We start from the raw sequence: 19,247 nt of genomic DNA, 5'->3' as shown, positions 1-19,247 counted from the left end.
ATTGCCAACCTGAGGAGACCTTCATGACCCAGACCAGCCGCGCCGTGCGCATCCACGCCCATGGCGGCCCCGAACAACTCGTTGTCGACACCGTCGAGGTAGGCGATCCCGGCCCGGGCGAGGTCCGCATCCGCCACCACGCCATTGGCCTGAACTTCATCGACGTCTACCAGCGCACCGGTCTCTACCCCAACCCGATGCCGCTGGCGCTGGGCATGGAGGGGGCGGGCGTGATCGAGGCGGTGGGCGAGGGCGTCACGCACCTGAAGGTGGGCGACCGCGCGGCCTACGCCGCCGGCAAGCCGGGCAGCTACTGCGATGTGCGCGTGATGCCGGCCATGAACGTCTGCCGGCTGCCCGACGGCATCTCCTTCGAGACCGGCGCGGCCATGATGCTCAAGGGCCTGACCGCGCAATACCTGCTCAAGCGCTGCAAGCCGGTCGAAGGTTTGGAGAAGGGCGACTTCGTGCTGTTCCACGCGGCCGCCGGCGGCGTGGGCCTCATCGCTTGCCAGTGGGCGAAGGCGCTGGGGCTTCGCCTGATCGGGACGGCGGGCTCGGACGAGAAGTGTGCGCTGGCGCGCGAGCATGGCGCCGAGTTCAGCGTCAACTACCGCACCGAAGATTTCGCGGCGCGGGTGAAAGAGATCACCGGTGGCCAGGGTGTGAAGGTGGTCTACGACTCGGTCGGCAAGGACACGTTTGAGAAGTCGCTCGATTGCCTGCGGCCCTTCGGCCTGATGGTCAGCTTCGGCAATGCCAGCGGCCCGGTGGCACCGTTCGCGCCCGGCATCCTGGGCCCCAAGGGCTCGCTCTACATGACCCGCCAGACCCTGTTCACCCACATCAGCAGCCGCGAGCGCACACAGGCCATGGCCGACGACCTGTTCGACGTGGTGGGCAGCGGCGCGGTGAAGATCCGCATCGACCAGCGCTTTGCGCTGACCGATGTGCGCAAGGCGCACGAGAGTCTGGAAGCGCGGCAGACGACCGGCTGCACCGTGCTCCTGCCCTGAAGGCGGCAAGCAGAAAAATGCCCCGGAGGCCGCAAGGCTCCGGGGCATTTTCGTTGCCCGATGGGCGTTGGTCAGAACTTGAAGCCCACGCCGAAAGTGACGCCGTCGACCTTGGTCCCGCGGCGATCCAGGTAGTTCATGTAGTCGGCGTTCAGCGAGAGCTGGGGCGTGAGGCTGAAACTGGCACCACCGCCGTACGCGAAGCTGGTGGTCCGGCTGGAGTCGCCGACGCCGAAAGCCGAGGTGCTCACCTTGGTGCTGGCCACGCCGGCCCGGCCATACAGCTCGACGGTGTCGCCGAGCATGACCTTGGGCTTGACGAAGGCGCCCAGCATGTTGTCCACCTCACCCGTGGCCCGGGCCGCACCGATGCGCACCGAGTCGTCCTTGACGCCGGTGGCCGCATGACCCTCGATGGCCAGGTGCGGCGCAAGTTCCACACCCACGATGGCGCGCGCGGCGGTCGGTTCGACCTTGGCATCAAAACCCCGGCTGTCCTGCTTGAGGTTGAACTGGCTGTAGCCCACCTCGCCGTACACACCCTGGGCATGTGCGCCGAAGGCGAGCAGCGATGCGGTGCCGATGAGCATTGATTGCAGACGTCGTTTCATGAAACCTCCTGTTGGAAAAGCTGCTGACCCGGACAGGCCAACACCCAATGGGAGGCCCTGGCCAACCACGGGGTTCCGTCCACTCGGACAACGCCGCGCAAACGAGGTAAAGAAATGTAGGAGCCTGCGCCATCAAAAAGGGCCACCCGAAGGTGGCCCGTGACCCCAGGCGCAGTAGCGTCAGAACGACGTACCGGCCCCGAGCGTGAAGCCCGTGAACTTCACGCCGCTGCCGCTGTAGTAGGTCATGTAGTCGGCGGCGATGCTGACCGTGCGGTTGCCGAAGGACTTCCAGGGCGTCACGGTCTTGAAGCCCAGCCCGTAGGACAGGCCGGCGCCGCCGTCGGTGCCGGTGTAACCACCGACGCTGGTGCCTGCGTTGGCAAGACCCAGGCGGGCGAAGAACTCGGTCTCGCCCCCGATGCGCAGCCGTGGCTTGGCATAGGCGCCCAGCAAGGTGCCGGCGCGCACGCTGTAGGCGGTGCCCCAGGGCCCCACGGCATCGGCACCGCGCAGGCCCAGGCCCAGCATGGCTTCGGCGGCCAGGTTGGGGTGGTAGTCGTAGCCGGCGACGGCGCGCAGCATGATGGGCTTGGCCGAGATCCCGGCACGGGCAATCTTGTAGCTCATGAAGCCCAGGCCGAGCTCTCCGTACACTTGTCCGTCCAGGCCTTGCGAGGCCAGGCCCTTTTCCACATAGGCCTCGCCCTTGGCGGCACCGGCACTGGCCTTTTTCTGGATGGTTTGCGCCGAGGCGGCGCAGGTCATCACAGCCATCGCGCCGAGCGCGACGAGCTTCGTCATCGTTTGCATGGGAACTCCCTGAAAAAACAAAAAAACGCTGGATCGCTTGCTTCCGCTTGACGGGCGGCACACAAGAAAAAAGGAGCCCGTTGTGGGGCTCCTTTTTCTCGTGAAAAAGCGGCAGGATTATATCTTTGGACTTACAGATTTGAGCGCCTGCTCCAGGTGCGAGAGGGTGCCCGACACGTCGTGCCACTTGTCCAGACCGAACAGACCGATGCGGAAGGTCTTGAAGTCCGCGCCTTCGTCGCATTGCAGCGGCACGCCGGCCGCGGTCTGCAGGCCGGCGGCCAGAAACTTCTTGCTGTTCTGGATGTCCGGGTCGCTGGTGTAGCTGACCACTACGCCGGGCGCCTGGAAGCCGGTGGCCGCCACGCTGGCAAAACCGTTCGACTCCAGCAGTGCGCGCACCCCGCGGCCCAGCGCCACTTGCTCGTCGCGTACCTTCGCGAAGCCGTAGGCCTCGGTTTCCTTCATGGTGTCGCGAAGCCGTTGCAGCGCATCGGTCGGCAGGGTGGTGTGGTACGCGTGACCACCGCCTTCGTAGGTCTCCATGATCTGCAGCCACTTCTTCAGGTCCATGGCGAAGGTGGTGCTCTGCGTGGCCTCGATGGCCTGCCGGGCACGCTCGCTGAGCATCACCATGGCGCAGCAGGGCGAGCTGCTCCAGCCCTTCTGCGGCGCGGAGATCAGGATGTCCACGCCCGTGGCCTTCATGTCGACCCACATGGCGCCGGAGGCGATGCAGTCGAGCACGAACAATCCGCCCACCGCGTGCACCGCCTCGGCCACGGCCTGCAGGTAGTCGTCGGGCAGCATCATGCCGGCGGCGGTTTCCACGTGCGGCGCGAACACCAGCGCGGGCTTTTCCTTCGCGATCGCGGCCGTGACCTCCTCGATGGGACAGGGCGTCCAGGGTGCCTGCGCGCCTTCAGCGGTCTTGCGCGCCTTGAGCGCGGTGTGGCTGGCGGGAATGGAGCCCATGTCGAAGATCTGCGTCCATCGGAAGCTGAACCAGCCGTTGCGGATGACCATGACGTGTTTTCCGTGCGCGAACTGCCGCGCGACGGATTCCATGCCGAAGGTGCCGCTGCCGGGCACCAGCACCGCCGAGTGGGCGCCGTAGACCTGCTTGAGCATGGCCGAGATGTCGGTCATCACGCCCTGGAAGCGCCGGGACATGTGGTTGAGCGCGCGGTCGGTGTAGACGACCGAAAATTCCAGCAGTCCGTCGGGATCGATGTGGGGCAGCAGTCCGGGCATGAGGGTGTCTCCGTCAACAGGGGTGCCGGCCAGATTAGCACAGCGTCCAGTACTTTCATCGCAGGGCCGCCCCAAGATGAAAGTGGCCCCTTTGGGGGCAGCGACCCGCGCAGCGGCGGAGCGTGGGGCGGATGTTCAGCGGCGGCCGGGCGGGGTCTCCAGGCCCTGCAGCCGGCTCTCGCGCAGGCGGCTGGGAGCGAGTGCACCGGCCGAATCGAGGATGGGGTAGGCGATGGAGCAGATGTGCGAGTTGATGCGCTTGAGGTCGCTGATCAGGTCGATGTGCAGCGAGCTGCTTTCCATGCTTGGGGCCGTGCGTTCGGTCAGGCGTTCGAGGTGGCTGCTGGCGTACTCGCGCTCCATCTCGCGAAAGCGCACCTTTTCCTCCAGCAGGCGCTGTGCGTCGCGCACGTCACCATCGAGAAACACGCTCATGCCCAGGCGCAGGTTGTCGAGCAGGCGCGCGTGCAGGGCACAGATCTCGGTCATGCCGGCTTCGGAGAACTCGCGGCCCTTGCGGATCTTCTTGTCCTCGATGTCCAGCAGCACGCGCTCGACGGTGTCGCCGATCTGCTCCATGTTGATGGTGAAGCTGATGATGTCGGTCCAGCGACGGCTCTCCTTTTCGTTGAGCTGCTCGCGCGAGATCTTGGTCAGGTAGTACTTGATCGCCGAGTACAGGTCGTCCACCGTGTCGTCCATCTTGCGCAGGTCCTGCGACAGCTGCAGGTCGTTGGTCTTGATGACCGTCATCACGCCGCGCAGCATGGTTTCCACCACGTCGGCCTGGTGCAGGGCCTCGCGCGCCGCACACGAGATGGCCAGTGAGGGCGTGGCCAGCGCGGACGGGTCCAGGTGGTTGGGCCGGTCGAGTGCGCTGCCGGCGTTCTGCAGCGGCAGCAGCTTCTCCACCCAGTCGGCCACGGTGCCGGTCAGGCCGATGAAGACCAGTCCCACCATCAGGTTGAAATTCAGGTGGAACAGCACGGTGAGCGCCGCCGGGTCGGGCACCAGGGGCTGCACCAGCCGCAACCACAGCGGGATGAGCAGCGGCGCGATGACCACGCCCATGAGCTTGAACAGCAGGTTGCCCAGCGGCACCTGCCGGGTGGCGCGATTGGCCTTGGCCGTGGTCAGCACGGCCAGCAGCCCGCTGCCCAGGTTGGCACCCAGCACCAGGCCCAGTGCCACGTCGATGCCCACCACGTTGATGGCCAGGGTGGCGGTCAGCAGCACCACCGCCAGGCTCGAATACGACAGCACCGCCAGCGTGGCGCCGACCAGGATCTCCAGCATGCGGTCGCTGGTGAGCGACTCCAGCATGAGCTGCACGGCGGGGTTGGCGGTGAGCACGTGCGTGGCCTGACTCACCAGCTGCAGGGCCAGCAGCATCAGACCAAGGCCGATCAGCACGCGCCCCACGTCACCGACCTGGGTGCCCTGGCGCAGGATGAAGAGCGTCACGCCGACAAAGATGAACAGCGGCGAGAGCCAGGACAGGTCGAAGGAAAACACCACCGCCATCACGCTGGTGCCGATGTCGGCGCCCAGCATGACGGCCAGGGCCGCGGGCAGGGTGATCAGGCCACGCCCGACGAAAGAGGCGGTGATGAGGGCGGTGGCTGTGCTGGACTGCACCAGGGCGGTGACGCCCAGGCCCGACAGCGCCGCGGTGAGGCGGTTGCCCATGCTGGCCGCGAGCACCTGGCGCAGCTTGCTGCCCAGCACGCGCAGCACGCCGGTGCGCACCAGATGGGTCCCCCAGACCAGCAGCGCGATGGCCGCCAGCAGATTCAGCAGATGTTTCATGTCCGGGAAAACTATACCCGGAGTGCCGACGGTTTAACGGCTCTTCTTCACCCGCAGGATTTCGTCGAGGATCAGTGCGACCGCGCCGACCGTGATGCCCGCATCGGCCAGATTGAACGCCGGGAAATGGCCGCCCGGGAACATACCCGACAGGAAGGACCAGTGGAAATCCAGCATGTCGACCACGTAGCCGTGCAGCACGCGGTCCACCACGTTGCCGATGGCGCCACCCAGGATGCAGGACAGCGCGAAGGCGAACAGCTTCTGTCCGGGGTGAGAGCGCAACATCCACACGATGAACACGGCCGCCGCGATGCCGATGCCGGTGAATAGCCAGCGCTGCCAGCCACCGGCGGAGGCCAGGAACGAGAAGGCGGCGCCGGTGTTGTGCACCCGCACGATGTTGAAGAAGCTGGTGACGTAGGTGCTGTCGCCCAGCTGGTAGTAGCCCAGGATCAGGGTCTTGGTGAACTGGTCCAGCAGGAAGACGACAGCGGCCAGACCGAGCCATGGCCAGAGGCTTGCCTTGGTCTTGGCCATCAGGCGACGCTCCTCGTTTCGCCCGCGCCGGTGCCGGCCGCTTCGGCCAGGTTGCCCACGCAGCGGCCGCACAGGGTCGGGTGTTCGGCGTGGCTGCCCACATCGTCCGCGTAGTGCCAGCAGCGCTCGCACTTGGTGGCGGTGCTGGGTGTCACGGTCACGGCCAGCTCGGCGCCATCGACCACGGTCACGGCCGAGGTGATGGTGACGAACTTGAGGTCGGCGCCCAGCGCGCGCAGCAAGGCCGCGTCGTCCGCGCCGGCGGCGATGGTCAGCGTGGCTTGCAGCGACGCTCCGACCTGGCCGGCGGCGCGCAGGTCCTCGATGGCCTTGTTGGCCACGTCACGGATCTCGCGGATGCGGTTCCACTTGGCCAGCAGCGCCTCGTTGGCCGAGGGCAGGGCGCTGAAGGTTTCGAAGAAGATCGAGCCCTTGGTCGAGTCCTTGGCGAACACGGTCCAGGCTTCCTCGGCGGTGAAGCTGAGGATGGGCGCCATCCAGCGCAGCATGGCGTGGGTGATCTGGTGCAGCGCGGTCTGGGCCGAGCGGCGCGCAAGGCTCTTGGGGGCGGTGGTGTAGAGCCGGTCCTTGAGCACATCGAGGTAGAACGCGCCCAGGTCTTCCGAGCAGTACACCTGCAGTTTGGCCACCACCGGGTGGAACTCGTAGACGTCGAAGTGCCTGAGGATCTCGGCCTGCAGTTCGCTGGCGCGGGCCAGGGCGTAGCGGTCGATCTCCAGCATCTGGTCCAGCGGCACAGCGTCCGTGGCCGGGTCGAAGTCGACCGTGTTGGCCATCAGGAAGCGCAGCGTGTTGCGGATGCGGCGGTAGGCGTCCACCACGCGGGCCAGGATCTTGTCGTCGATGTTCAGGTCGCCCGAGTAGTCGGTCGCACCCACCCACAGACGCACGATCTCGGCGCCGAGCTTGCTGGTCACCGACTGCGGTTCCACCGTGTTGCCCAGCGATTTGCTCATCTTGCGGCCCTGGCCGTCGGTGGCGAAGCCGTGGGTCAGCAGGCCCCGGTACGGGGCACGGTCGTAGATGGCGCAGCCCAGCAGCAGCGAGCTGTGGAACCAGCCGCGGTGCTGGTCGTGGCCTTCGAGGTAGAGGTCGGCCTCGGGGCCCTGTGCGTGCGATGCACCGTTGGGGTAGGCCTTGGCGTGGCTGCCGCGCAGCACGTGCCAGAAGGTCGACCCCGAGTCGAACCAGACTTCCAGGATGTCGGTGCTCTTGGTGTACTGCGGCGCGTCTTCGGCGCCCAGGATCTCTTCGGCCGTCACGCGGCTCCAGGCCTCGATGCCGCCCTTTTCCACAATGTCGGCCGCCTGGTCGAGGATTTCCATGGTGCGCGGGTGCAACTCGCCCGAATCCTTGTGCAGGAAGAAGGGCACGGGCACACCCCACGAACGCTGGCGCGAGATGCACCAGTCGGGCCGGTTGGCGATCATGTCGCGCAGGCGGGCCTTGCCGTTCTCGGGGTAGAAACTGGTGTGGTCGATCGCGTCCAGCGCCAGCTGGCGCAGGGTCTTGGGCGCCTTGTCCTTGGTGAAGACGCCTTCGCCCTCGTCCATGCGCACGAACCACTGCGCGGCGGCGCGATAGATCACCGGCGTCTTGTGGCGCCAGCAGTGCGGGTAGCTGTGGGTGATGGCCTGGGTGGCCATCAGGCGGCCGTGTTCGCGCAGGGTGTCGATGATGACCGGGCAGGCCTTCCAGATGTGCTGGCCACCGAACAGCGGCAGTTCGTCGGCGTAGACGCCGTTGCCCAGCACCGGGTTGAGGATCTGGTCGTACTTCAGGCCGTGGGCGACGCAGCTGTTGAAGTCGTCCACGCCGTAGGCGGGGGCCGAGTGCACGATGCCGGTGCCGTCGCCGTCGCTCACGTAGTCGGCCAAGTACAGGGGCGAAAGGCGTTTGTAGCTGTATTCGTTGCCCGGGACGTTGATGTCGTCCGGCAGGTCGTACAAGGGGTGGCGGAACACCTGGCCGCGCAGGGCCTCGCCCTTGGCGGTGGCCAGCACGTTGCCGGTCAGGCCGAAGCGCTCCAGGCACTTCTCGACCAGGCTGGCGCCCAGCAGCAGCACGCCCTTGGGCGTGTCGACCAGGGCGTACTCCAGCTCGGGGTGGGCGTTGAGGGCCTGGTTGGCCGGAATGGTCCAGGCGGTGGTGGTCCAGATCACCGCGAAGGCCTGCTTTCCGGCCGGCAGGGCGGCCAGACCGAAGGCTTGGGCCAGCCCGGCCGGGTCGTTCGACTCGAAGGCCACGTCCAGCGTGTCGCTCCTCTTGTCGGCGTATTCGATCTCGAATTCGGCCAGGGAGCTGCCGCAGTCGAAGCACCAGTAAACGGGCTTGAGGCCGCGGTAGACGAAGCCGCGCTCGATCACGCGCTTGAAGGCGCGGATCTGGCCGGCCTCGTTGGCCGGGTCCATCGTGCGGTAGGGGCGCTCCCAGTCGCCGAGCACGCCCAGCCGCTTGAAGTCCTCGCGCTGCTGGTCGATCTGCTCGGTGGCGTAGGCGCGGCTCTTGGCCTGCATGTCGTCGCGGCCCAGGTTGCGGCCGTGCAGCTTCTCGATCGCGTTCTCGATCGGCAGGCCGTGGCAGTCCCAGCCGGGGATGTACTGGGCGTCGAAGCCGGCCAGCTGGCGGCTCTTGACGATCATGTCCTTGAGCACCTTGTTCAGTGCGTGGCCGATGTGCAGCTTGCCGTTGGCATAGGGAGGGCCGTCGTGCAGCACGAACAGCGGGGCGCCCTGGCGGGCCACGCGCAGGCGCTGGTACAGGCCACCCTCGTTCCACTCCCCGACCCAGCCGGGTTCGCGCTTGGGCAGATCGCCGCGCATCGGGAAGGTGGTGTCGGGCATGTTCAGCGTGGCGCGGTAGGCGCCGCCGCTGGCGTTCTCGTTCTTTTCAGCCATGGTGTTCGGCTTTCGGTGGGTTGGGCAAGCAGGCTCGGCGGGCGGCGCGGTGGCCGCAAGGGGGGCTGGGCGCCCCGAGCCTGTGCAGGGGCGGCGACCGGGCGGCGGTCAGCCTTGAATTCGGTCGCGCGTGGTCTGGCGGCGCGTCTGGGTGTGCAGCGAGGCAAAAAACGCGCGAGCCTCGTCGCAGTCCCGGGCGATCCCTTGTGTCAGGGCGTCGAGGCTGTCGTACTTGAGCTCGTCGTGCAGTTTGTGCAGCAGTTCCACCCGGATGATTTTACCGTAGGCCTCCCCGCCGGGCAGGCTGGCCGAGAGCCCCGCGGGCCAGTCGAGGCAATGGGTTTCCAGCAGCACCCGGCCGCCATTGACGTCGTTGGGGTCCAGCGAGGGGCGCACACCCAGGTTGGCCACGCCCTCGAGGGGTTCACCGGAGGGGTTGAGGCCGTGCACATGGACCGCGAAGATGCCGCTGGCGGCCGGTTTCCAGTGCGAAAAGCGCAGGTTCAAGGTGCGAAAGCCGTCGCCTCGTCCCGGGGCGCTTTCGGCCAGCTGGCGACCGAGCTTACGCCCGTGCACCACGTGACCGCTGATCGCGTAGGGCCGTCCGAGCAGGGCGGCGGTGCGCTCCATGTCGCCCTCGGCCAGGGCCTCGCGCACCGCCGAACTGCTCACACGGATGCCGTGCACTTCGTAGCTCTGCATGCGCGCCACGTCAAAGCCGAAGCGCTCGCCGGCGGCGTCCAGCATGGCGTAGTCGCCCGCTCGCTGGGCGCCGAAGCGGAAATCGTCGCCCACCAGCACGTACTTCACGCCCAGCGCCCGCACCAGGATGTCCTCGATGAAGGCCTGTGGCGGCAGCGACGCCAGGCGCTGGTTGAAGGGCAGCACCACGCACTGGTCCACGCCGCAGCGCTCCAGTTCTTCGAGCTTGTCGCGCAGGGTCGCGATGCGGGCGGGTGCCAGTTCGGGCTTGCGGTGCACTGCGGCGAAGAAGTCGCGCGGGTGCGGCTCGAAGGTCATGGCACAGGTGGGCACCCCCCGGTGGCGTGCCTCGTTCTGCAGCAGCGCCAGCATGGCCTGGTGGCCACGGTGCACGCCGTCGAAATTGCCGATGGTCAGGGCGCAGCCCTGCACGGCAGGCTCGTTGCGGTTCCAGAGGCCGCGAAGGATTTTCATGAGGGATTGCGCGGGGTTCGCGAGGGCGTCACAAAAGCACGCTATATTGACACAGCCCCGCGGGCACTGCCCTGCGGGCGCACCAGCCGCAGGTGACGATGCGGCTGGCCTCTTCAGTTTCAGTTGAAGGAGCCAGGTCTTGAAGGTCTTGAAGCTGTCTGCCCAGGGGCTGCCGCAATCGTGGATCAGCCTGGAAGAAGCCGTGCTGCACTACGCCGCGGACGAGGTGCGCTGGGAAATGGGCGCGGAGGTGGCGGTGTTCCACGGCGGGCACAACGCGGTCACCGGCCTGCAGTCGATCATCACCGTCAACTCGATCATCGGCACCAAGGGCGTGCCCAACATCAACCCCTTCGAGTTGCGGCCGACGCTGACCAATGCCAAGCTGTTCGCCCGCGACCGCTGCCTCTGCGGCTACTGCGGCCACCAGTTCCACGAAGACGAGCTGACACGCGAGCACATCCTTCCCATGGCCCAGAACGGCCGCGACATCTGGATGAACGTGGTCACCGCCTGCAAGTCCTGCAACCACCGCAAGGGCAACCGCACGCCCGAGCAGGCCCACATGCCGCTGCTCTACGCCCCGTACGTGCCCAGCCTCTGGGAGGACTTCATCCTGCGCAACCGCCGCATCCTGGCGGACCAGATGGAGTTCCTGATGTCGCACCTGCCCAAGACCTCCCGGCTGCACGCCTGAGCGGTGCCGGGTGACTGGCCGGAAAGGCCCGTCTTTTCCGGGGTTCTGAGAACGGGCCGCCCGCTAGCATGGGTTCATGGCTCCCGCGCGCGCGCTTCGACTGCTGGTCACCGACGACGACCCTCTGCAACTGAGGGCGGCTGCGCGCCTCCTCAAGTCCCTGGGCCATACGGGCGCCCTGGCCAATCACGGTCAGGCGGCGCTGGATCTGCTGGAGCGGCAGTCGTTCGACGTGGTGCTGCTGGATCTGCGGATGCCGGTGCTGGACGGGATGGAGACACTGGCCCGTCTCCGCCAGCGGCATCGGCAGTTGCCAGTGGTGCTCGTCAGCGGGGACGACCTGGGGGCCGACTGGGGGTTCTACCGCCAGGCCGGTGCCGACGCGTACCTGGTCAAGCCGCTCGACATGGACGCCCTGGGCACGCTGCTGCAGCGGTGGCACTGACGACGGCGGACACACCATGCTGATGCACGCGTTCCGGCCCCTGCGCCAGCTGTCCGCCGCGCTGGTGCTGACGGGGGCGGGTTTCGGGGTGCTGGGTGGCCTGGGCGATGGGGACGACACCGTGTTGATGCGGATCACCCTGCTGGTGGCGGGATTGACGCTCGTGCTGGCGGGGGCGTGGCAGCGGCGGGTGCTGGCCCGCACCCGCCGCGAGGTGGCTGCGCTGCACGAACGGCTCACCATGATGGCCAGCGTGGCCGAGCACGCCGGCAGTCCGGTGGTGGTCACCGACAACGACGTCCGGGTGGTCTGGTGCAACGAGGCGTTCGAGCGCGACACCGGCTACCGACTGGACGAGGTGCGCGGCGGTGGTCCCGGGCGCTGGTTGCGGTCCCCGCATGCTGACCCCGTCACCACGGAGCGGGTGCGCGATGCCCTGCGCCACCAGCTGGACATCGACATCGAGCTGCTGCACCGCTACCGCGATGGCCGCGACCGCTGGGTGCGACTGATCCTGACGTGCCGGCGCGATGCAGACGGCGCCTTCTGTGGCTACGTTGCTGTGCTGGTGGACATCGACGCACAGTTCCGTGTCAGGGAGTCCTTCCGGCAGACGCTGCGGGAGCGGGACGCGATGATGCGCACCCTGGACGAGTACGTGATCGTTGCAGAGACCGACGCGAACGGGCGGTTCACCCGCGTCAACCGGCGCTTTGTCGAGATCAGCGGGTACACCGAGGCCGAGCTCATGGGTCAGAGCTTCGGTCTGCTCGGTTCCGGCTGGCACACCGCCAATTTCTGGCGCAACATGTGGTCGCGCATCCAGCGCGGCCTGCCCTGGCGCGGCGAGATCTGCAACCGCAGCAAACAGGGCCGGCTGTACTGGGTGCAGACCCTGATCACGCCCTTCGTCGGCCCTAGCGGGAAGATCGAGAAGTACGTCGCGATCCAGTCGGACATCTCGGAGCACCGCCTGGCGCGCATCGAACTGAGCAAGAGCCAGACGCTGCTGGCGCGCACCAGCCAGCTGGCGGGGGTGGGCGGGTGGTATGCACTGCCCGCTGCCGGCATGCTGCACCTGACGCCCGAGTGCCGCCAACTGCTGGGGGCCGACGATCAGGACCTGCGCTCGCTGGAGGATCTGTGGCGCGCGTTCGATTCCGGCGCTCGCCTGGTGGTCCGCCAGCAGCTGAGGGAGCTGGTGGAACGCCGGAGGGACGAGGTCAGCCTGGTTGCGCCGGTGAGCCAGGTGTCCGGCGCGACGGCGCGCTGGGTCAAGATGGTGGCCAGCTACGGAGACTCGGACACCGATGCCGCGGACCGGACGCAGGGCCGCATCATCGGTGCGGTGCAGGACTACACACAGCAGGTGCTGGCGCAGCAGCGCATCCGCGAAGAGCAGCGCATCCTGCACAGCGCCATGGACGCCGTGGGCGAGGCGTTCGCCCTGTTCGATCCGGAGAACCGGCTGGTGTATTTCAACGACGAGTACGCCGCCTGGATGCCGGCCCATGATGCGCCCCGGCAGGGCATGCGCCATGAGGACCTGCTGCGGCGGGTGGCCGAGCGCGGCCTGTTCCTGGACGCACAAGGCCGCGAGAGCGAGTGGGTGCACGAGGTGCTCAGGGCACCGCTCAAGAACGCCCCCGACCGCATCCGGCAGATGGCCGATGGACGGTGGATCCGCTTCGTCGACCGGGTCACCGCCGACGGCTACCGGGTGGTGTTCCGGTACGACGTGACGGAGCTTCAGTCGGCGCTGATCCAGGCCGACGCGGCCGTGCTGAGCAAAGGCCAGTTCCTGGCCAACATGAGCCATGAGATCCGCACGCCGATCAACGCCATCATGGGCATGCTGTCCCTGCTGGGAGACACCAGTCTGGACGCCCGGCAGGCCGACATGGTGGGCAAGTCGCGTCTGGCCGCCCGGTCGCTGCTGGACATCATCAACGACATCCTGGACTTCTCGAAGATCGAGGCCGGCATGATGCGGCTGCACCGCCTCCCGTTCCGCCTGGGCGATCTGCGGCGGGAGCTGGAGGTCATCCTGGACGGTGCGCGCGACGGCAAGCCGCTGGACGTCGTTTTCGAGATTGATCCGGACCTGCCCGGTGTGGTGGTCGGCGACCCCATCCGGCTCAAGCAGGTGCTGATCAATCTGGGCGGCAACGCCGTGAAGTTCACCGAACGCGGTCGCGTGGTCATGCGCTGGGCCCGTGTGGACGAAGGCGCCGGCCAGGTGGGCATCCGCTTCGAGGTGGAGGACACTGGCATCGGCATCGCACCCGAACTGCAGCAGTCCATCTTCGAGAGCTTCTCACAGGGAGAGTCGTCGACCACCCGGCGCTTCGGTGGCTCGGGTCTGGGCCTGACCATCAGCCAGAGCCTGGTGAACGCCATGGGGGGGCACATCGGTCTGGTCAGCACGCCCGGGCAAGGCAGCCGCTTTTCGTTCGAGATCCGCCTGCCCGTCGCCGGCGAGTCCGAAGTGCCCGCTGCCCTGCCTGTTTCGGCCCCGGGTGGGACGGGTGCGTCCGAGGAACAGCCGCTGGCAGGCCTGCGGGTGCTGGTGGTGGAAGACAACGCGCTGAACCAGGAGGTGGCGATGTCCATGCTGGCGCGCGAGGGTGCTCAGGTGACCCTGGCCGGAAACGGGCTGGCGGCGGTCGAGGTGCTGGGCGCCCGGCCACAGGACTTCGATGCCGTGCTGATGGACATGCAGATGCCGGTGCTGGACGGTCTGCGGGCCACCGAGCGGATCCGCGCCGAACTGGGGCTGACGCAGCTGCCGGTGATCGCCATGACCGCCAACGTGCTGAGTTCCGACCGGGACAACTGTCTCAAGGCCGGCATGAATGCGCACATCGGCAAGCCGTTCGACATCGCCGAGGTGGTGCGTCTGCTGCGCCACTTCACGCAGCACGCCGACGCCCCGGAAGGCGCCGCCGCTGTACCCGGTACTTCCTCTGCGCCGACCCAGCCGGTGACGCTGGACAACGCCGGTGCCCTGCGCCGGCTGGGGGGCAACGAGGTCCTGCTGACGCAGCTGCAGTGCCGTTTCGAGGACGCGGCCACTCTGTTGCTGAAGCAGGCCGAGGCGCGCGCCGCGCGCGGCGACTGGACCTCCGCGGCCGATGCGGTGCACCAGCTCAAGGGCAGCGCCGGGGTGGTCGGGGCCGACCACCTGGCGGCCGCGTGCGCCGAGGTTGAGCAGCTGTTGCGCACCGGCGCCCCGGGGGCCGGCTGGTCCCAGCGCCTGGCCGGGCTGGCCCCGGCGTTGCAGGAAGTCCTGCGGGCGTTGCCGCAGGGCATGGATGTGCCGCCCGCGGACCCGCCCGGCCCCTGCGTGGCAGACGAAGCCTCTCGGCTGCACAGTCTGGCGGCCCTCAGGCCGCTCAAGGACCTGCTGGATGCGGCCGATATGGACGCCATTGATGCTCACGAACAGTGGCGGCTGGCGCAGGCCGGTGCCCGTGATCTGCGGTTTGAGCGTCTGAACCAGTGCATGGAAGACATGGATTTCCAGGGCGCTGCCGAGGAATGTGCCCGTCTGTTGACACCGCTGGATGCGGTGGACGTTTCGATCGAATGAAAGCCAGAGCATGAGAAAAAACCTACCGGTCAGTCAGCGGGCCTACGACTTCCCTGCCGACCAGACGCTGATCTCGGTCACCGACCTCAAGGGCCGGATCACCTACTGCAATTCGAGCTTCGTCTCGGTCAGCGGCTACACCCGGCAGGAGCTGATGGGGCAGCCGCACAACCTGGTGCGCCACCCGGACATGCCGGAGGAAGCCTTTCGCGACATGTGGGCCACGATCGAAAGCGGCCATCCCTGGACGGGCCTGGTCAAGAACCGCCGAAAGAATGGCGACCACTACTGGGTGCGCGCCAACGCGACACCGGTGCGCAGCGGCGACCGCATCGTCGGCTACCTGTCGGTGCGGGCCAAGCCCGCAGAGCAGGACATTGCGGCCGCCGAGTCGCTGTACGCCACCATGCGTGCGGAAGCCGAGGCCGGCAAGCTGGTGCACCGCCTGCGCCACGGCGAGGTGCTGCGCTCCGGCGTCGTGGGCAGGCTCGCGCGGCTGCGGCGCCCGAGCCTGCGGGTGCAGCTGGCGCTGCTGTGCGTCTGGGCCGGTCTGGGGCCGCTGCTCGGGGCGCTGTTAGGAGTACCGATGCCCGTGCTGCTGGCGCTCATGCTGGCGTCCGTCGGCAGCGCAGCCTGGCTGTGCTCGCGCGTGGCGCTCAAGCCGTTGAAAGACCTGGTGGACACGGCCAACCTGATCGCCAGCGGTGACCTCACCAGCTTCGTCACGGTCGACGGGCGTGGCGAGATCCGGCAACTGCAGCTGGCGCTGGCGCAACTGGTCGTGTCGGTGCGCACGGTGGTGCGCGACGTGCGGCACGAGGTGGCCAACCTGCGCGGCGCCTCCCAGGAAATCGCATCGGGCAACCAGGACATGTCGGTGCGCACCGAAACCCAGGCGGCCAACCTGGAGCAGACCGCCTCGTCCATGGAAGAGATCAACGGCACGACGCAGCACACCAGCCAGCTCGCGCGCGACGGCGCCGAGGTGGCGCGCGAGACCTCGGGTGCCGCGCGGCGCAGCCACGAGGCCGTGGTCGCCGTGGCGGAGACCATGCAGGGCATCGCCGAATCCTCGCGCCGCATCGGCGACATCATCCAGGTGATCGAGAGCGTGGCGTTCCAGACCAACATCCTGGCCCTCAACGCCGCGGTCGAGGCGGCGCGTGCGGGCGAGCAGGGGCGCGGGTTTGCGGTCGTGGCCTCGGAGGTGCGGGCGCTGGCGCAGCGCACCTCGGCCGCGTCCAGCGAGATCCGGCAGCTGATCGAGGAGTCGCGTGGCCGCGTCGACGACGGGGCCAGCCGCACCTCCGAGGCGCGCACGCGCATGGACGAGGCGATGCACTCGGTCGAACGCGTGAGCGCGGTGCTGCAGGACATCAGCCACGCCACGGGCGAGCAGTCCACCGGGGTGTCCCGGGTGAGCATGGCCCTGAGCGACCTGGACGGCATCACGCAGCAGAACGCCGCCATGGTCGAGGAGCTCGCGGCTGCCGCGAAGTCGCTCAACCACCAGGTCGAGCAGGTGCACGACTCGATCCGGGTGTTCCGCCTCACGCCACGCGACATCACGCTGGCCGAGACCGATGCGGTGGCCCTGCGCCGCGAGGGCAAGGCAGGTGAGGCATCGCTCGGAGTCGAGTCGGTCATGCAGCAGCACCAGCAGTACGTGGTGGACCTGCGCAATGCCGTCATGCGCAAGCTGCGCATGGACGCCAACACCCTGCGGCGCGAAGACTGCTGCGACCTGGGCCACTGGATCGCCGGAGGGGGCCAGGGCTGGGGCCATGCGCCGGTGTTTCGCGAACTGGTGCGGCAGCACAAGTCGCTGCACCAGGAGATCGGCCGCGCCGCCGACGCCGTCAACGAAGGGCGCTACACGGAGGTGGAGGCCATGCTCTCACCCGGCAAGGGCATCCAGCAGTGCTCGCGCGCCATGATGGGGGCCCTCAAGGGACTGCTGCAGCAGACGCAGGCGGTCCCCGACGAGACCGCGTTGCACTGACCGGCGGCCCGGGGGTTCAGGCGAACACGCCCGCCGTGTCCTCCATGCGGGCCGACACCTCGCCCAGGTGGTGCAGGGTGTCGCCGTAGGTCATTTCCAGCTGGGTGAGCTTCTTGAAGTAGTGGCTGACGATGTACTCGTCGGTCACGCCGATGCCGCCGTGCAGCTGCACCGCCTGCTGACCCACAAAGCGCATCGATTGCCCCAGCTGCACCTTGGCGCGCGAGAGGGCGCGGCGGCGTTCCTCGGCCGGCGCGTTGAGCTTGAGGCTGGCGTAGTAGCTCATCGAGCGCGCCAGTTCCAGCTGCATCTTCATGTCGGCCATGCGGTGGCGCAGGGCCTGGAAGCTGCCGATCGCCACACCGAACTGCTTGCGCGTGTTCAGGTACTCGGCCGTCACCGCCACGGTCTTGTCCATCACGCCCACCGCCTCGGCGCAGGCCGCGGCGATCCCGATGTCCACCGCATGCTCCAGCGCGGTCAGCCCGTCGTTCGTGACCAGGGTGGCGGGTGCGTTGTGCAGCGCCACCTCGGCCGCGCGGCCACCGTCCTGCGTGCCGTAACCCTGGGTGTTCACACCGCTGGCGCCACGCTCCACGATGAACAACGCGATCTGGCCGTTGGCCACCGCCGGCACCATAAAAGCATCGGCCTGGTCGCCCGCCGGCACCACGCTCTTGGTGCCGCTGACGGTCCATGCGCTGCCGGTCTGGGTGGCGGAGGTGTTGCAGACGTCGAGCCGGTAGCGTGCGCCGCGCTCCTGCTGCGCCAGCACCACCAGCGCCTCGCCGGCCGCGATCTTCGGGAGCCAGGTGGCTTTCACGTCGGCACCGGCGTAGGCACCGATCACGCCGCTGGTGATCAGGGTCTGCGCCAGCGGTTCCAGCACGATGCCGCGGCCCAGCTCCTCCATCACCACCATGCCTTCGACCGGGCCCATGCCCAGGCCACCGTCGTCTTCACTGACGTAGAGACCGGCCAGGCCAAGCCCGGCCAGTTCGCCATAGGCCGCACGGTCAAACCCCCCCGCTTTCACGATGGCTCGGCGGCGCTCGAAGTCGTAGCCCTTGTCGACCCACTTGCGCACCGCGTCGCGCAGCTGTTCCTGGTCGTCGGAAAAATCGAAATCCATGCTCTGTCTCCTTAGCCGAGGACCGTCTGGGCGACGATGTTGCGCTGCACTTCGTTGGACCCACCGTAGATGGTGGTCTTGCGCATGTTGAAGTAGGTCGAGGCCAGCGGCGCGTTGGCCCCGCCGCCCCCCGGGAAGTGGCCCTGCCAGCCGGCCTCCATGGCCTCTTCGATGAAGGGCAGGGCGAACGGCCCGGCGGCCAGCATCATCAGCTCGGCGTAACGCTGCTGGATCTCGCTGCCCTTGATCTTGAGCAGGCCGGCGATGTCCAGCGACTGCTTGCCCGATTTCTCGGCCGACAGGACGCGCAGCACCAGCATCTCCAGCGCGACGATGTCGACCTCCAGCAGGGCGATCTGGTCGCGGAAGCGGTCGTCGTGCCACACGCCTTCGGCCCGGGCGATGCGCTTGAGGCGCTCGAGTTCGCGCTTGGCGCGGTTGACGTCGGCGATGTTGGTGCGCTCGTGGCTGAGCAGGTGCTTGGCGTAGGTCCAACCCTTGTTCTCTTCGCCGATCAGGTTCTCCGCCGGCACCTTGACGTTGTCGAAGAAGACCTCGTTGACCTCGCACTCACCGTCCAGCAGCTTGATCGGTCGCACGGTCACGCCGGGCGACTTCATGTCGATCAGCAGGAAGCTGATGCCGGTCTGGGGTTTGCCTTCGGTGGAGGTGCGCACCAGGCAGAAGATCCACTCGCCGTACTGTCCCAGTGTGGTCCAGGTCTTCTGGCCGTTGACGAGGTAGTGGTCACCCTGGCGCTCGGCGCGGGTCTTGACCGAGGCCAGGTCCGAGCCCGAGCCCGGTTCGCTGTAACCCTGGCTCCACCAGACCTCGCCGCTGGCGATGCCCGGGAGGAAGCGTTCCTGCTGCTCCTTGTTGCCGAAGGCCATGATGACCGGCGCCACCATCACCGGGCCGAAGGGCACGATGCGGGGCGCACCGGCCAGCGCGCATTCCTCTTCGAACAGGTGCTTCTGCACGGCGGTCCAGCCGGGACCGCCGAATTCCTTGGGCCAGCCGTAGCCCAGCCAGCCCTTCTGGCCCAGGATCTTGGCCCAGCGCTGCATGTCGTCGCGCGAGAGGCGCAGCGCGTTGTGGACCTTGTGGGCGATGTCGGCGGGCAGGTTGTCCTTGACCCAGCCGCGAATCTCGTCGCGGAACGCCAGCTCTTGCGGCGTGAATGCCAAATCCATGCTTGTCTCCGTGGTCGGGTGATCGGTGGTCGCCGGGGGGGCGGCCCGA

At 67.7% G+C, this 19,247-nt stretch carries 14 protein-coding genes; 5 read left to right on the top strand and 9 right to left on the bottom strand.

Annotated features, from left to right (window positions below; genetic code table 11):
- Nucleotides 1–23 precede the first annotated feature (23 nt).
- The gene (locus tag RCO38_RS03055; protein WP_308326820.1) at nt 24–1,016 is read left to right on the top strand and encodes a quinone oxidoreductase family protein; all 993 of its coding nucleotides are present in this window, start codon (nt 24–26) and stop codon (nt 1,014–1,016) included.
- Nucleotides 1,017–1,087: 71 nt separating this feature from the next.
- On the opposite strand, the gene RCO38_RS03050 is transcribed toward RCO38_RS03055, so the two are convergent.
- From RCO38_RS03050 to RCO38_RS03020, 7 genes are all read right to left on the bottom strand, one after another.
- Nucleotides 1,088–1,627: a porin family protein gene (locus RCO38_RS03050; protein ID WP_308326819.1), complete on the bottom strand. Its 540-nt coding sequence runs from the start codon at nt 1,625–1,627 to the stop codon at nt 1,088–1,090.
- 180 nt (nt 1,628–1,807) lie between these two features.
- The gene (locus RCO38_RS03045; protein WP_308326818.1) at nt 1,808–2,440 is read right to left on the bottom strand and encodes a hypothetical protein; all 633 of its coding nucleotides are present in this window, start codon (nt 2,438–2,440) and stop codon (nt 1,808–1,810) included.
- A gap of 117 nt (nt 2,441–2,557) precedes the next feature.
- Nucleotides 2,558–3,694 (bottom strand): aminotransferase class V-fold PLP-dependent enzyme, encoded by a 1,137-nt coding sequence (locus RCO38_RS03040; protein WP_308326817.1) that lies wholly within the window; start codon nt 3,692–3,694, stop codon nt 2,558–2,560.
- Between the two features lie 135 nt (nt 3,695–3,829).
- Complete coding sequence (locus RCO38_RS03035; RefSeq protein WP_308326816.1) at nt 3,830–5,503, bottom strand: Na/Pi cotransporter family protein; 1,674 nt, start codon at nt 5,501–5,503, stop codon at nt 3,830–3,832.
- Between the two features lie 33 nt (nt 5,504–5,536).
- Nucleotides 5,537–6,043: a signal peptidase II gene (lspA, locus tag RCO38_RS03030; RefSeq protein ID WP_308326815.1), complete on the bottom strand. Its 507-nt coding sequence runs from the start codon at nt 6,041–6,043 to the stop codon at nt 5,537–5,539.
- On the bottom strand, nt 6,043–8,961 hold the full coding sequence (gene ileS / locus RCO38_RS03025) for an isoleucine--tRNA ligase (RefSeq protein WP_308326814.1): 2,919 nt from the start codon (nt 8,959–8,961) through the stop codon (nt 6,043–6,045). The genes lspA and ileS overlap by 1 nt, the downstream gene beginning before the upstream one ends.
- Nucleotides 8,962–9,069: 108 nt before the next feature.
- On the bottom strand, nt 9,070–10,137 hold the full coding sequence (locus RCO38_RS03020) for a bifunctional riboflavin kinase/FAD synthetase (RefSeq protein ID WP_308326813.1): 1,068 nt from the start codon (nt 10,135–10,137) through the stop codon (nt 9,070–9,072).
- Nucleotides 10,138–10,276: 139 nt separating this feature from the next.
- On the opposite strand from RCO38_RS03020, the gene RCO38_RS03015 reads away from it, so the two are divergent.
- The 4 genes from RCO38_RS03015 to RCO38_RS03000 all read left to right on the top strand — a co-directional run bounded on the left by RCO38_RS03015 (nt 10,277) and on the right by RCO38_RS03000 (nt 16,873).
- The gene (locus tag RCO38_RS03015; RefSeq protein ID WP_308326812.1) at nt 10,277–10,834 is read left to right on the top strand and encodes an HNH endonuclease; all 558 of its coding nucleotides are present in this window, start codon (nt 10,277–10,279) and stop codon (nt 10,832–10,834) included.
- Between the two features lie 76 nt (nt 10,835–10,910).
- Entirely contained in the window at nt 10,911–11,279 is a 369-nt protein-coding gene (locus RCO38_RS03010) for a response regulator (RefSeq protein ID WP_308326811.1), read from the top strand.
- A gap of 16 nt (nt 11,280–11,295) precedes the next feature.
- Nucleotides 11,296–14,871, top strand: a complete 3,576-nt coding sequence (locus tag RCO38_RS03005; RefSeq protein WP_308326810.1) for a PAS domain S-box protein — start codon at nt 11,296–11,298, stop codon at nt 14,869–14,871.
- A 10-nt stretch (nt 14,872–14,881) separates the two neighbouring features.
- Nucleotides 14,882–16,873 carry a methyl-accepting chemotaxis protein gene (locus tag RCO38_RS03000; RefSeq protein WP_308326809.1) on the top strand — a complete coding sequence of 664 codons (1,992 nt, stop codon included), beginning with the start codon at nt 14,882–14,884 and terminating at the stop codon, nt 16,871–16,873.
- A gap of 16 nt (nt 16,874–16,889) precedes the next feature.
- On the opposite strand, the gene RCO38_RS02995 is transcribed toward RCO38_RS03000, so the two are convergent.
- Complete coding sequence (locus tag RCO38_RS02995; protein ID WP_308326807.1) at nt 16,890–18,005, bottom strand: acyl-CoA dehydrogenase family protein; 1,116 nt, start codon at nt 18,003–18,005, stop codon at nt 16,890–16,892.
- 11 nt (nt 18,006–18,016) lie between these two features.
- Nucleotides 18,017–19,198 (bottom strand): acyl-CoA dehydrogenase family protein, encoded by a 1,182-nt coding sequence (locus RCO38_RS02990; protein WP_308326806.1) that lies wholly within the window; start codon nt 19,196–19,198, stop codon nt 18,017–18,019.
- Between the last annotated feature and the right edge of the window lie 49 nt (nt 19,199–19,247).

This window comes from Hydrogenophaga pseudoflava, from assembly GCF_031020795.1.
In the GTDB taxonomy this organism is placed as follows: domain Bacteria; phylum Pseudomonadota; class Gammaproteobacteria; order Burkholderiales; family Burkholderiaceae_C; genus Hydrogenophaga; species Hydrogenophaga pseudoflava_A.
Note: the sequence above shows the minus strand (reverse complement) of the source record. Positions and strands in the feature narration are given on the sequence as shown.

Coding starts and splice junctions, on each gene's coding strand:
- ileS (WP_308326814.1), bottom strand. CDS start 8,961: ATGGCTGAAAAGAACGAGAACGCCAGCGGCGGCGCCTACCGCGCCACG.
- RCO38_RS03055 (WP_308326820.1), top strand. CDS start 24: ATGACCCAGACCAGCCGCGCCGTGCGCATCCACGCCCATGGCGGCCCC.
- lspA (WP_308326815.1), bottom strand. CDS start 6,043: ATGGCCAAGACCAAGGCAAGCCTCTGGCCATGGCTCGGTCTGGCCGCT.
- RCO38_RS03020 (WP_308326813.1), bottom strand. CDS start 10,137: ATGAAAATCCTTCGCGGCCTCTGGAACCGCAACGAGCCTGCCGTGCAG.
- RCO38_RS02995 (WP_308326807.1), bottom strand. CDS start 18,005: ATGGATTTCGATTTTTCCGACGACCAGGAACAGCTGCGCGACGCGGTG.
- RCO38_RS03035 (WP_308326816.1), bottom strand. CDS start 5,503: ATGAAACATCTGCTGAATCTGCTGGCGGCCATCGCGCTGCTGGTCTGG.
- RCO38_RS03050 (WP_308326819.1), bottom strand. CDS start 1,627: ATGAAACGACGTCTGCAATCAATGCTCATCGGCACCGCATCGCTGCTC.
- RCO38_RS03040 (WP_308326817.1), bottom strand. CDS start 3,694: ATGCCCGGACTGCTGCCCCACATCGATCCCGACGGACTGCTGGAATTT.
- RCO38_RS03010 (WP_308326811.1), top strand. CDS start 10,911: ATGGCTCCCGCGCGCGCGCTTCGACTGCTGGTCACCGACGACGACCCT.
- RCO38_RS03005 (WP_308326810.1), top strand. CDS start 11,296: ATGCTGATGCACGCGTTCCGGCCCCTGCGCCAGCTGTCCGCCGCGCTG.
- RCO38_RS03000 (WP_308326809.1), top strand. CDS start 14,882: ATGAGAAAAAACCTACCGGTCAGTCAGCGGGCCTACGACTTCCCTGCC.
- RCO38_RS02990 (WP_308326806.1), bottom strand. CDS start 19,198: ATGGATTTGGCATTCACGCCGCAAGAGCTGGCGTTCCGCGACGAGATT.
- RCO38_RS03045 (WP_308326818.1), bottom strand. CDS start 2,440: ATGCAAACGATGACGAAGCTCGTCGCGCTCGGCGCGATGGCTGTGATG.